Below are 12,719 nucleotides of genomic sequence, written 5' to 3' on the forward strand. Positions count from 1 at the left end.
GCGGGCCGTCAGTACTGGGAGAAGCCGTCCTCGGACAGGGTGTGCCGTTCGTCGCCGACGATCGGCGGGTTGAAGACCGAGACCAGGTGCAGGTCCTCGTAGTCGGAGGCTATGAGGTAGTGCGGGTCGTGCTCGTTGAGGACGTAGATCGTGCCCGGCATGATCTTGTGCCGGGTGCCGTCCTTCTCGACGACCTCGCCGGAGCCCGCGACGCAGTAGCAGGCCTCCAGGTGGTTGCGGTACTGCAGCGCGCTGGTGGTGCCCTGGCGGACCAGGGTCACGGCGAAGGCGAAGCCCATCCGGTCGGCCTCGACGAGGAGCCGGTGGCTGGTGCCGTTGCCCCACTCGACGGGGGCGACTTCGTCAACGGTGCGCGTGAACACAGGGATTCTCCTCGGATTCTCGGTGGGGGGTGGTGCGGGGTCAGGCCGCGGTGGGTGCGGCGTGACGGACGATCAGCTCGGTGATCGCGGCGATGCTGCGGAAGTGCTCGGGCCTGATGTCCAGGTCGTCCACCGGCACCTGATAGGCGGTCACGATGTGGGACACCAGCCGGACCAGGCCGAGGCTGTCGATGACCCCGGCGGCGATGAGGTCGAAGTCGTCGGTGAGGTCGGAGGCGTCCTCGCCGGCCAGGTACTCGGCGGCGATGTGGGCGCGCAGCTCGTCGGCCAGGATGTGGGGGGCGTGCGGGGCCTCGTCGGCCAGGATGTGGGGGGCGTGCGGGGGCTGGGCGCCCGTGTCGTGGGGGGTCTGGGCGGTCGTCATGCGGTCGCGGTCTCCTTCATACGGTCGTCTCTGATCCGGTTGCGGTCCGGCTTGCCCGTGCTGGTGCGGGGCAGCGGCTGGTCGGTGATGTGGACGGAGGAGGGGATGGCGTGCCGGGGCAGCCGGGCGCCCACGTGGCTGCGCAGGCCGAGGCCGGTCAGCGCGGCGGCGGGGTGCCGGGTCACCCGGGCGTGCAGACGGGCCCCCGCCTGGTCGTCGGGCAGGGCGACGACGACGGCCTCGCTCACGTCGGGGTGGGTGGTGATGACGGCCTCCACCTCCTGGAGGTTGGTGCGGATACCGCGCACCTTGACCTGCCAGTCGGCGCGTCCTTCGAGGTGGACGAGGCCGTCCGGGGCGCGGGTGACGAGGTCGCCGGTGCGGTAGTAGGTGTGGCCTGCGAGCTCGGTGAACGCCCGCTCGTTCAGGGCGGTTCGGAGGTAGCCGTCGGTCTGGAAGGGCGTGGAGACGACGAGTTCGCCGGTGCCCGGGCCGTCCAGCGGGGTTCCGTCGGGCGTGAGCACGAGAGCGTGTACGCCCGGCAGGGGGCGGCCGATCGGCATCCGCTCCTGCAGGCCCGGGGTGCGGGGGACCTCGTACACGAACGAGTCGTTGGTCTCCGTGCAGCCGAACACGTTGTGGAACCGCGCCTCGGGATACGCCGCGAACACCGACGGCAACAGGTCGGCCGGCATCGCCTCGCCGGTGAACACGGCCTGCCGGACGGTGGGGTGGGAGGGGCCCTGCGCGAGGAGCCGGTGCAGCATCGGTACGCCCTGGACGAAGGTGACGTGCCGTCCGCTCACCAGGTCCGTGAGGCGCCCGGCATCGGCGGCCTGCTCCTTGCCGACGAGGACGACCTCGGCGCCGAGCCGCAGGAAGGTCCATACGTCCAGCAGGGCCAGGTCGAAGTTGAGGGGGGCGTAGGAGAGGGCGACGTCGTCGGCGGTGAGGTCGAAGGCGTGGGTCGCCCAGTCGGCGAAGGCGGTGAAGCCGTCGACGGGGACGGGCACGATCTTCGGGGTTCCGGTGGAGCCGGAGGTGGTGAGCAGGAGCCGGGTGCGGGCCGGGTCGGGGATCGCGAACCCGGCCGCCTCGGTCTCGTCGCGCGGCAACGGTTCGGCGGACAGCGTGCCCTGCTCGTCCACGCCGAGCAGGTGGGCGGCGCGGGCCTGTCGGCTCAGCCGGGCCAGCGCCTCGACGCCGAGGTCGGGTGAGGGGACGAGGGCGACCAGGCCCCGGCGGAACACCGCCAGCAGCAGGGCGACGGTCTCCGGTGACTTGTGCGCCGGGACGCAGACGGTGGCGCCGGGCGTGAGCTCCAGCCGGTCCAGGTGGTCGGCGAACGCGGAGGTCAGGGCGTCGAGTTGGCGGTAGGTGACGCTTCGGTGGCAGCAGGACAGGGCCACGCGGTCGGCGCGTTTCTCACGGTGGGCGCCGACGGCGTCGGCGAGGTGGAGTGACGGCATGAACGGCCCCCGGACGGTAGGGAAGGGAACCCGGCGCGATCCGGTCGCCCGCTGTCGAGGCGACCCGCTGCCGAGCGCTGATCATGACCATCACTGTGTGGAGCGGGCCGGGGGTGTCACAAGCACGGCCCGCGATCCTCATCAGGTCTGCGGGAATCCGTCAGGTTGCCCTCGGGCGAGGGGGCAGTCGGTCCGGCGGATGGTGGCCGGACCACCTCTCGACGTGCGCGCCGATCCCTTACGTCCGTCGTTCGACGGCCCGGGGTGGTGGTCCGGTCACCATCCGCCGGGCCGACGGGGTTCCCTCGGCACCTCCTCCGGGCGCCCGGCCGCTCGGCAGGGTGGGAGGCGTCAGAGGTCAGCGCGTGAGAGGCAGGCGTCACCGTGAGCAGAGCCGTCTTCAGCGAAGCCGTCGTCAGCGAAGCCGTCTTCGGCGAGGCAGTCCTCAGTGGATCCGGCTTCAGCCGGCCCGGCTTCGACGGACCCGGGGCGGACCTCGGCTGGGCCGACTTCCACCAGCCGGTGGACGTCGTCGCGGAGCTGTCCGCCGAGCTGTTCCCGCGGGTGCTGCGGCGCAAGGACCAGCGCTGGTGGGCCGAGCAGTACGTGCGCGGGCTGCTCGCCGCGGACGGTCGCAAGTCGGTACGGCGGATCGCCGCCGCGGTCGGCGGCGGGGCGGCCGAGCAGAGCCTGCACCACCTCATCGCCGCCTCCACCTGGGACTGGTCACCGATGCGGGCGCGGCTGGCCCGCCATCTCCAGGACGCCGTCGCCCCGTCGGCGTGGGTGGTGCAGCCGATGGCCATTCCCAAGGTCGGCGAGCACTCGGTGGGCGTCGGCCGGCAGTTCGTGCCGCGCGCGGGCCGGCCCGACAGCGGACAACAGGCGTTCGGCCTCTGGTTCGCCACCGAGCGCACCAGCGCGCCGGTCAACTGGCGGCTGCATCTGCCCGGCGGCTGGATCCGCGACGCGGAACGGCGCCGACGGGCGGAGATCCCCGAGGGCGCGGGCGAGGAGAGCCTGGAGGAGTGCGCGGCCTCGGTCCTGAGGTCCACGCTCAAGTGGGAGCTGCCGCGCCGGCCCGTGGTCCTCGGCGCGGCGGGCCCGGACCTCGGCGCGACGATGCGGCGCTACCGGGAGGCCGGCGTCCCGCTGCTGGTGCGGGTCTCCGGCGGCACCGCGCTGGCCGTGGCCGGGCCGTCGCTGCCCGGCTTCGGCGCGGGGCTGCTGGCGGCGCAGCGGATCGCCGACTCGGTGCGGGCCCTGCGCCGCCCCGTCCAGTGGGCCGATCCGCTGGGCGGCCCGGCGACCGTACGGAGTTCGCTGGTCGTGGGGGTCCCGGTGACGCTGCCGGACGGGGGGCGGCCGGGGCTGCTGCTGGGTGAGTGGGCGGACCCGCGCCGGCCGCCGACGGAGTTCTGGCTGACCGACCTGGACCGTCTGCCGGTCCCGGCACTGCTGCGACTCGCCAAGCTGGCCCGCCGCGTGGCCCGGGACTGCGCCACGACCGGCGAGCAGGTCGGGCTGCGGGACTTCGTCGGCCGCTCCTTCAAGGGCTGGCACCGCCACACCACCCTGGCCTCCGTCGCCTACGCCGCCCGCACCCTGGACACCTCCGGCGCCCACGCCGCCTGCGCCCCGGACACCTCTGGCGGCATCACGGCACGCAGCGCGTGAAAGCGGTCGTACGCCCTACGGCACGCAGCGCGTGAAAGCGGTCGTACCCCCGTACCCCCCCCTACGGCCCGCCCCCGCCCAGCAGATGCCGTGTGCGATGCAGCCGCAGCGCCAGCTGCACCTCCAGCGCCTGTGCGGGCTCCTGCCAGTGAGGGCCGAGCAGATCGGTGATCCGCTCCAGGCGCCGGGAGACCGTGTTCGGGTGGACATGCAGCAGCTCCGCCGCGCGCGTGGGGCTGCTGCCGGAGGTGAAGTACGACTCCAGGGTCCGCAGCAGCTCGGTCGACTGCTGCTGGTCGTACTCGAGTACGGGTCCGATCGCCGACCCGACGAACCGCTCGACGTCCTGCTTCTCCGACAACAGCAGCCCCAGGAAACCGAGTTCCCTGGGCGAGGCCGTGCCGCCCGTGCCGTCCAGGACGGTGAGGGCGTCCAGGCACCGGCGGGCCTCCTGGTGGACGCGCCTGACGTCGTCCGGCGCGATGGTGGGCCCGGCCGCGCCCCCGGTCACCGGATGCCCGAGCACGACGGAGAGTTCCCGCTGTACGGCCTTGGCGGCACCGGAGGGGTCGTCGCCGGGCAGCAGTAAGACGATGTGGCCGCCGTCGACGTACTTGAGCCCCGAGAGCCGGTGCGCGCACGCCGAGGCCCAGGCGTTGGCCCGGCTCTGCGAACCGCCCTCCGGCCGGACGACCACGACCACGTGCGGCTCGGCGAGGTCGACCCCGAGGCGGCGGCCCCGGGACGCGAGCTGGGCGGGCGGCAGTTGGGAGACATGGAGCAGGTCGTGCAGCAGCTCGTCCCTGACCTGGCCCTCGGCCACCGCGGAACTGCGCTGCATCAGCAGCTGTACCGCGACGGCCTGCGCGACCAGGCCCAGCAGCTGCTCCTGCGCCTCGGACGCCGGCCGCGTGCCGTGCAGCAGCAGGGTGCCGAGGCTCTCCGTGCCGCCGGTGACCGGGCAGGCGGCGAGCATGCCGCCGGTGCCGTCGTCGCAGCGCACGGGGCCGTCGGCGGCCTGCGCGTCCAGGCACAGACGGTCGACCGGGGAGCCGTCCACACGGGCGTCCCTGCCGTTGTCTATGCGGGTAGATTCGAGGCCCGACAAAAAATCCGGGAAGCCTTCTGTACACGCGAGATCCTTGCCGACCGTGCCGCGCACGAGCAGCGCGCCGCCGAGTTCGGCGGACGCCCGCTCCAGCAGGGCGGGCAGTTCGCTGCCGCCGAGGGCCAGGTCGATCAGGCTCCGGTGGATGCTGTGCAGCCGGCGCACGGTCGCGGAGGAGTCCTTGGCCTGCGAGACGTCGCCCGTCAGCTCCGCGACCTCGGTCCGGGTCCGCTCCAGCAGCCGGGTCCGCTCGATGGCGACGGCCGCGAGGTCGGCCAGCGAGGCCATCAGCGAGATCTCGTTGGGCAGGAAGTGCCGGATGTTGCGGTCGGCGACGTACAGCACGCCGAGCGTGGAGTGCTCGTGGCGCAGCGGGACGGCCATGATGGCCCGCAGACCCTCGGAGCGGACCACGTGGTCGATGGTCTCGTTGTGGACGAAGCTCTCGTCGTGCAGGTAGTCCGGGGTCCAGAACGGGGCGGACCGTTTCTGTGCGTGCGCTCCGACCCCGCCGGCCAGCGGCACCTCGAACCCGACGGTGATCGCGGAGGCATGACCGTCCGCGGCCCGGACCCGGGAGACGCCGTCGGCGCCGTGCAGGCTCACCCAGGACATGTCCAGGCCCATCAGCAGCCGGGCCCGCCGGGTGATCACGGCCAGCAGGGTGTCGAGGCTGTACGGGTGGGTCAGGTCGCGCGCGGTGTCGACGAGCGCGGACAGTCCGGCCTCGCGCTGCTGACGCCGCGCGAAGAGCTGTCTGACCTCCAGCGAACGGTCCTTGGCCGCGGTCAGCCTGGCCAGTTGGTCCGCGGCGACGCCGGCCGCGGCCGCCTGCCGCAGCAGCTCCTCGAAGCGCTCGGCGGGCGCCTCCCCGGCCAGCAGGTCGAGCATGGCCAGCACATACGCGTCCAGCACGCCCTCACCGGTCTGCAAGCCGCGGCCCTCCCCCAGAGCATGGACCAGATCGTTCCGGAAAACCTAGTTCAGGTTTTTACCGAGGGTCAACCATTTCTTGACCGGGCCGCATCAAAAGCGCAGGTCATCGGCGGCGACGGTGACGTGATCACCTACCCGACCGGCTCGCACTGTTGCCGGACCACCTTCCGCCGCTTCCACCCCGACCGTCACGCTCGGCAGCACAGGCAACGCACAGTGCGACGCCGCCGACCGATCGGAACGGGTGGGGACTCATGCCGTACACACCGCGGGTGCAGGACTACGAGCGCTCCCTGGAACGCAGCCGACAGTCCCTCAACCGGGCCGACCGGCCCGACGTGTTCACCCTCGCCGGCCGGCAATGGGACCTGCTCGACGAGGTGTTCGCCCCGGTGTACTCGCCGTCGACGGGCGTCGCCCTGGACTTCCTGGGGCTCACCGAGCCCGTCGCCGACGAGGTGCGTCGAGGCTCGTTCCTGGAGATCGGCTGCGGTACGGGCGTCATCGCGGTGGCCGCGGCACTGGCCGGCCACGGTCCGGTCGTCGCCTCGGACATCAACGCCCGCGCGGTGGAGAACACGGCCGTCAACGCCCGCCGCCACGGCACGACGGACCGACTCCGGGCCGTGCACGGCGACCTGTTCGCCGGCCTCGGCGCCGACGAACGCTTCGACACCGTCTTCTGGAGCTCGAACTACGTCCTCGGGCCCGACCACTACGAGTACCGCTCCGCCCACGAACGCGCCTACGTCGACGCCGGCTACCGCACCCACCGCCGCTATCTGCACGAGGCCCCGCTGCGCACGACACCTGGCGGCCGGGCCCTGCTGCACTTCAGCAGCCGGGGCGACCACCCCCGCCTGACCCGCATCGCCGAGGAGACCGGCCGTGAACTGCGGGTGCTGGAGAGCTGCCGGGTCCGGGAGGGGGAGTACGGCAACGAGATCGTCGAACACCTGCTCCTGGAGATCGTGCCGGCCGGCTGACCGGAACCCATCGCACCCCACGGATCCGACCTGCGGAGAGACCGGATTTCCATGCGCACCCTGCTCGTCGACAACCACGACTCGTTCACCTACAACCTCGTCCACCAGCTCGCGCGCGCCACCGGCGCCGAGCCGACGGTCGTCCGCAACGACGACCCGGACTGGCACCCGGCGATGCTGGCGGACTTCGACGCCGTCGTCATCTCGCCCGGCCCCGGAACCCCGCGGCGCGCCGCCGACCTCGGCATCTGCCGGGAGATCATCGAGCGGACCGAACTGCCGCTGCTCGGCGTCTGTCTGGGCCACCAGGGCATCGGGCTGCTGAACGGGGCGAGTGTCGACCGCGCGCCGGAGCCTCGCCACGGCCGCACCTCGCCGGTGCTGCACGAGGGCGAGGGGCTCTTCGCGGGCCTGCCCTCACCGTTCGAGGCGGTGCGCTACCACTCCCTCGCCGTGACCCGGCTCCCCGACCTTCTGGAGATCACCGCGTGGACGCCGGACGGCGTGGTCATGGGCCTGCGCCACCGGGAACGGCCGCTGTGGGGCGTCCAGTTCCACCCCGAGTCGATCAGTTCGCAGTACGGCGACGAGCTGCTGGCCAACTTCCACCGGCTGGCGCGGACGGGCGAGGGCCGCGGCCGCGGGACGGTGACGCTCCGGACTCCGCGACCTGATCGTCGTACCCCCACCCGCTCCCTGCGTGTGCTCACCGCCCAAGTCCCCACCCCCTGCGACGACGAGACGCTCCACGACCGTCTCTTCCGCGCCGCCGACCACGCGTTCTGGCTGGACAGCAGCCGCCGCGACGGCCAGGGCCGCTTCTCCGTCATGGGCGACGCGTCCGGCCCGCTGGCCCGGGTGGCCTACGCCGACGTGGCCACCAACACGGTGACCGTGCGGTCGGCGACGGCCGAGGAAACCGTGGAAGGCCCGTTCCTGGAGTGGCTCGACCGGGACATGGCCTCGCTCGACGTCGAAGTGCCGCCGCTCCCCTGCGACTTCGCGCTCGGCTGGACCGGCTACCTCGGCTATGGCCTCAAGGCCGAGTGCGGCGCCCCGCCCGGGCCTCGCGCGGAGGAACCCGACGCCGTCATGGTCTTCGCGGACCGGGCCCTCGTCCTCGACCACGAGACGGGTACGACCCACCTCCTGGCCCTCGCCGAGAACGACGCCACCGAATCCGCCCGCACCTGGCTCGACGCCACCGCCCGCCGCCTCACCGCCCTCACCGGCGCCCGCCCGGACCCGGCGCCCGAACCCCCGGCGCCCTTCGAGGAGTTGCGGCTGCGCCACGACCGCGCCGCCTACCTCCGGCTCATCGACGCGTGCCAGGAGGAGATCGCGGCGGGGGAGAGCTACGAGATCTGCCTCACCAACACGGCCGAAGCCCGACTGGCCGAAGAACACCCGGCCGAAACCCAACTAACCGAAGGGCCCGGCGCCTTCGACACCTGGCAGGCCTACCGCTTCCTGCGGCGCACCAGCCCGGCCCCCTTCGGCGCCCTGCTGCGCTTCGGCGAGCTGTCGGTGCTCTCCACCTCCCCCGAACGGTTCCTGCGGGTCTCCGCCGACGGCATCGTCCAGTCCAAGCCCATCAAGGGCACCCGCCCACGCGGCGCCACCCCCGAGGAGGACGCCGCCCTCGTCGCCGACCTGCGCACCCATGAGAAGGACCGCGCCGAGAACCTGATGATCGTCGACCTGGTCCGCAACGACCTGGGCCGCTGCGCCGAGACCGGCAGCATACGGGCCGACCCGGTCTTCGCCGTCGAGAGCTACGCCACCGTCCACCAGCTCGTCAGCACCGTGACCGCCCGGCTGCGCCCCGACAGCAGCCCCGTGCGCTGTCTGCGCGCGGCCTTCCCGCCGGGGTCGATGACCGGCGCTCCCAAGCTGCGCACCATGGAGATCATCGACCGCCTGGAGAACGGCCCGCGCGGCATCTACTCCGGCGCCATCGGCTATCTGTCCCTGTCCGGCGCCGCGGACCTCAGCGTCGTCATCCGCACCGCCGTAGTGACTCCGGGACGGCTGCGGTACGGCGTCGGCGGCGCGATCGTGGCCCTGTCCGACCCAGCGGAGGAATTCGAGGAGACGGTCGTCAAGGCGGCACCCCTGCTAGCGCTGGCCGGCACCGGCTTCGCCGATCTCCGGCTCGGGCACGCGCTGCCGGGAGCCGCCCGCTGACACCGCGGGCCCGGCTCCCCAAGGGGACCGGGCCCGCAGCAGTTCCTCTCCTACGACGTCGAGGTCGACGTCCCGCTCGGCGAGACAGCGCAGCTCGCGCAGGGACTGCTCATGACACCCCAGCAGAGTGTCGCCCTCCAGCGCCCGCCCGCGCGCCGCCGCCTCCACCGTCTGCGCCGTCATCACATGCCCGGTGTTCCAGCTGACCAGGGACGGCACCTGCTCGGCCCGCGTCCCCGACCACAGCAGCATCGGCGGACGGGCACCGCGGGCCCTCAACCGCTGCCAGCGCGCACCGCCCAACGCCGTCTCCCGGGCCCGGTACAGCAGCCGGGCGGTGGCCAGCGCCGCCGTGCCACGCAGCCCGCTCGCCGCGGCGCCGGGCAGCCGGTCGAGGCGCGCGTCCACCTCGTCCTCCAACGCCCCCAGTTCACAGGAGGCGGCCGTGCCCAGGCCCGCCAGGTCGACACCGCGTTCCCGGGCGCGCTCCAGCCCCGTCCACTGGGCGTCGAGGACGGCACGGTACTGCCGTACCGAGAAGACCAGGGTGGACTCGACGCCGATCCCCTCGGCGAGACATGCGGCGACGGTGTCGATCCCGGCCGGTGTCGCCGGGACGCTCACCAGCAGATTCGGCCGGTCCACCCCGCTGTGCAGCACCCGGGCCGCCGCCACCCACGCCTCCGGGTCGTCGGCCCCGTCGAGGGCGGCCGCGGCGACCGACACGAAACCGTCCCGGGCCCGCACCGCCTCACAGGCCGCCCGGACCGCTCCCAACGGCGTCCCGGACGCCATCCGAACACCGCGGAACCCGCACCGCACGGCGTCGAGCACCGCCGGCCGCTCCCCCGGACACGCCTCCCACCACGGCGCGACCCCTTCGGCGACGAGCTCCTCGATGAGCTCCCTAGCTTCAGCCGTCATCACCCCTCCACGCTAGGGGGATTGGCTGGAACACGTCACCGGTGTCATCCAGACGTTGTCAGGTCTCCGCGCACTCTGTCAGGTGCGTGCACGACAGCGGACAGAAGAACCCCCTGACCGCGTTCCCGCAGGTCAGGGGGTTCATTGTTGTGGAGCCTAGGGGAGTCGAACCCCTGACATCTGCCATGCAAAGACAGCGCTCTACCAACTGAGCTAAGGCCCCGGAAAAGGAGCGTCCGTCCGGAGGAGTCACACCACCGGCGGGCGCCGCAGACCAGAGTACCGGGTCACCCGGGGTATCTCGCAAAAAGATTGGGGGTCCCGATGGATGACCACTCTCCGTAAGATGCTCGGCGTGGTTCGCTACAGCGAACCGCGGTATTTGGGGAAGCGATGGGGAGACGCAATGGACGCCGCACAGCAGGAAGCCACCGCAAGAGCGCGGGAACTGCAGCGGAACTGGTACGGGGAGCCGCTGGGGGCGCTCTTCCGTAAGCTCATAGACGATCTTGGCCTCAACCAGGCGCGTCTCGCGGGGGTACTGGGACTGTCGGCACCGATGCTGTCGCAGCTCATGAGCGGACAGCGGGCGAAGATCGGCAACCCGGCCGTGGTGCAGCGGGTGCAGCTGCTCCAGGATCTGGCGCGGCAGGTCGCGGACGGCAGCGTCAGCGCCGCCGAGGCGACCGAGCGGATGGACGAGATCAAGAAGTCGCAAGGGGGCTCGGTGCTCAGCAACGCCACGACGACCACGAGCAGTTCGGGAGCGCCGACGGTCAAGCGGGTCGTCCGCGAGATCCAGTCGCTGCTCCGCTCGGTCGCCGCCGCCGGCGACATCATCGACGCCGCCGACACCCTCGCCCCGACCCACCCGGAACTGGCAGAGTTCCTCCGGGTCTACGGCGCGGGACGCACCTCGGACGCCGTCACGCACTACCAGTCCCACCAGAGCTGACCCGGTGAGGCGCGAGGGGGTCGCGCCTCACTACAGAGGGACCGGAGAACGACATGCGGGGGCATGTCTCCTTCCACCGGGCCCGGGCATGAGGAGTGTCACTCATCTCTGAGGGATCGGAGGGATACGACGGGAGTCGTATCCCTCGCGGTGGGGGAAGCAAGGGGGGAGACCGAAGGGGGAGGAGCGACGCACAGCCATGGGTGAGGTCTTCGCCGGCCGGTACGAACTCGTCGACCCGATCGGACGCGGTGGCGTCGGCGCCGTCTGGCGCGCCTGGGACCACCGGCGTCGGCGCTATGTCGCCGCCAAGGTGCTCCAGCAGAGCGACGCGCACTCCCTGCTGCGGTTCGTCCGTGAGCAGGCGCTGCGGATCGACCACCCCCATGTGCTCGCGCCCGCCAGCTGGGCCGCCGACGACGACAAGGTCCTGTTCACCATGGACCTGGTCGGCGGCGGTTCGCTGGTCCACCTGGTCGGGGACTACGGCCCGCTGCCCCCGTCCTTCGTCTGCACGCTCCTCGACCAACTGCTGTCCGGGCTGGCCGCGGTGCACGCGGAGGACGTCGTCCACCGGGACGTCAAGCCCGCCAACCTGCTGCTGGAAGCCACCGGCACGGGCCGCCCCCGGCTGCGGCTGTCCGACTTCGGCATCGCGATGCGGCTGGGCGAACCCCGCCTGACGGAGACCAACCTCGTGGTCGGGACGCCGGGATACATCTCGCCCGAGCAGATGATGGGCTCCGAACCGGACTTCCCGGCCGACCTGTTCGCCGTAGGACTGGTCGCGCTGTATCTCCTGGAGGGCGCGCGGCCCGACACCAAGGCGCTCGTGCAGTACTTCGCCGCGCACGGCACACCGAGTGCGCCCAAAGGCATCCCCGAACCTCTGTGGCAGGTCGTGGCGACCCTGCTCCAGCCGGATCCGCAGGCGCGGTTCCGGACGGCCACGGGGGCGCGCAAGGCGCTCGCCTCGGCCGTGGAGTTGCTGCCCGAGCCCGGCCCCGACGACGAGCTGATCGAGATCTTCGACCAACTGGGCCCGCTGCCACCGGGGTTCGGCCCCGAGGGCCCGCTCACACGGGCGCCCGGGGTGGAGACGGGGCAGGGCAGAAGGGGGGCGCAGGGAGCGGGGGCCAGCGGCACGGGTTCGGTGACGACCGGTCCGGGTCACGGCGCCGCTCGTAATCCTGATCTCACCCCACCCCGCCCTCAGCACCCTCCCGCCATGGACCCGTCGGCATCCACCGGGGCGCAGCGCCCCTCGATGTCGGACACCGGCAGCTTCCACCTGCCGCCTCCCCAGACACCGGCACAGCCACAGAGCCAGAACCGGGGCCAGAACCAGAACCAGAACCAGGGCCAGGGCCGGCAAGGCGCACCGCAGCAACCCGCGCACCCGGCCCCGATCGCCCCCCATGACCCCACGCACGCCCTGTCCTCCCCCCGTACCCACCCGGCACCCCCTCTGGCACCGCCCGTGACGCCGACGCCGACGCTGCCGCGTCAGCGCGCTGATGCCTCTACTGCTTCGTACACCGCTCAGGTCCCGCAGGTTCCGCCTCCGGCTCAGAAAACGTCCCGCCGCCGCGGCTCCCGGGCACGACGCCGCCCCGGCCCCCCGGCCAAGGTGGCGTTCCCCCTCCTGCTCCTCGCGCTGCTCTGCTACGCCGTGGGCTTCTGGGCACTGACGCGCATCTGAGCCCCGG

The 12,719-nt window shown here is 72.5% G+C and carries 10 protein-coding genes and 1 tRNA gene; 5 read left to right on the forward strand and 6 right to left on the reverse strand.

What is annotated here, in order from left to right; all coding sequences use genetic code 11:
- Nucleotides 1-8 precede the first annotated feature (8 nt).
- From OG885_RS22815 to OG885_RS22825, 3 genes are read right to left on the reverse strand one after another with little or no spacing between them, the layout of a single operon-like run.
- On the reverse strand, nucleotides 9-383 hold the full coding sequence (locus OG885_RS22815) for an ectoine synthase (protein WP_194078710.1): 375 nt from the start codon (nucleotides 381-383) through the stop codon (nucleotides 9-11).
- Nucleotides 384-423: 40 nt separating this feature from the next.
- Nucleotides 424-768, reverse strand: a complete 345-nt coding sequence (locus OG885_RS22820; RefSeq protein ID WP_405734497.1) for an acyl carrier protein — start codon at nucleotides 766-768, stop codon at nucleotides 424-426.
- Nucleotides 765-2,237, reverse strand: a complete 1,473-nt coding sequence (locus OG885_RS22825) for an AMP-binding protein (RefSeq protein ID WP_405734499.1) — start codon at nucleotides 2,235-2,237, stop codon at nucleotides 765-767. Before OG885_RS22825 ends, OG885_RS22820 begins: the two co-directional genes overlap by 4 nt.
- A gap of 384 nt (nucleotides 2,238-2,621) precedes the next feature.
- On the opposite strand from OG885_RS22825, the gene OG885_RS22830 reads away from it, so the two are divergent.
- Complete coding sequence (locus tag OG885_RS22830; protein WP_405734501.1) at nucleotides 2,622-3,914, forward strand: IS701 family transposase; 1,293 nt, start codon at nucleotides 2,622-2,624, stop codon at nucleotides 3,912-3,914.
- Between the two features lie 61 nt (nucleotides 3,915-3,975).
- On the opposite strand, the gene OG885_RS22835 is transcribed toward OG885_RS22830, so the two are convergent.
- Complete coding sequence (locus tag OG885_RS22835; protein WP_405734503.1) at nucleotides 3,976-5,955, reverse strand: helix-turn-helix domain-containing protein; 1,980 nt, start codon at nucleotides 5,953-5,955, stop codon at nucleotides 3,976-3,978.
- Nucleotides 5,956-6,212: 257 nt separating this feature from the next.
- On the opposite strand from OG885_RS22835, the gene OG885_RS22840 reads away from it, so the two are divergent.
- Together OG885_RS22840 and pabB are read left to right on the forward strand one after the other, a co-directional pair.
- Complete coding sequence (locus tag OG885_RS22840) at nucleotides 6,213-6,944, forward strand: methyltransferase domain-containing protein (protein WP_405734505.1); 732 nt, start codon at nucleotides 6,213-6,215, stop codon at nucleotides 6,942-6,944.
- Between the two features lie 51 nt (nucleotides 6,945-6,995).
- Nucleotides 6,996-9,131, forward strand: coding sequence for an aminodeoxychorismate synthase component I (gene pabB / locus OG885_RS22845; protein ID WP_405734507.1), 2,136 nt, complete (start codon nucleotides 6,996-6,998; stop codon nucleotides 9,129-9,131).
- Here the strand turns inward: pabB and OG885_RS22850 are convergent.
- Both OG885_RS22850 and OG885_RS22855 read right to left on the reverse strand, forming a co-directional pair.
- The gene (locus OG885_RS22850; protein WP_405734509.1) at nucleotides 9,063-10,055 is read right to left on the reverse strand and encodes a transaldolase family protein; all 993 of its coding nucleotides are present in this window, start codon (nucleotides 10,053-10,055) and stop codon (nucleotides 9,063-9,065) included. The two genes, pabB and OG885_RS22850, sit on opposite strands and share 69 nt — an antisense overlap.
- 150 nt (nucleotides 10,056-10,205) lie before the next feature.
- A tRNA-Ala gene (locus OG885_RS22855) sits at nucleotides 10,206-10,278 on the reverse strand.
- A gap of 183 nt (nucleotides 10,279-10,461) precedes the next feature.
- On the opposite strand from OG885_RS22855, the gene OG885_RS22860 reads away from it, so the two are divergent.
- Nucleotides 10,462-11,010, forward strand: a complete 549-nt coding sequence (locus tag OG885_RS22860) for a DNA-binding protein (RefSeq protein WP_079312260.1) — start codon at nucleotides 10,462-10,464, stop codon at nucleotides 11,008-11,010.
- 199 nt (nucleotides 11,011-11,209) lie between these two features.
- Nucleotides 11,210-12,712 carry a serine/threonine-protein kinase gene (locus OG885_RS22865; protein ID WP_405734511.1) on the forward strand — a complete coding sequence of 501 codons (1,503 nt, stop codon included), beginning with the start codon at nucleotides 11,210-11,212 and terminating at the stop codon, nucleotides 12,710-12,712.
- Nucleotides 12,713-12,719: the final 7 nt, after the last annotated feature.

Source organism: Streptomyces sp. NBC_00028, from assembly GCF_045041065.1.
GTDB lineage: Bacteria > Actinomycetota > Actinomycetes > Streptomycetales > Streptomycetaceae > Streptomyces.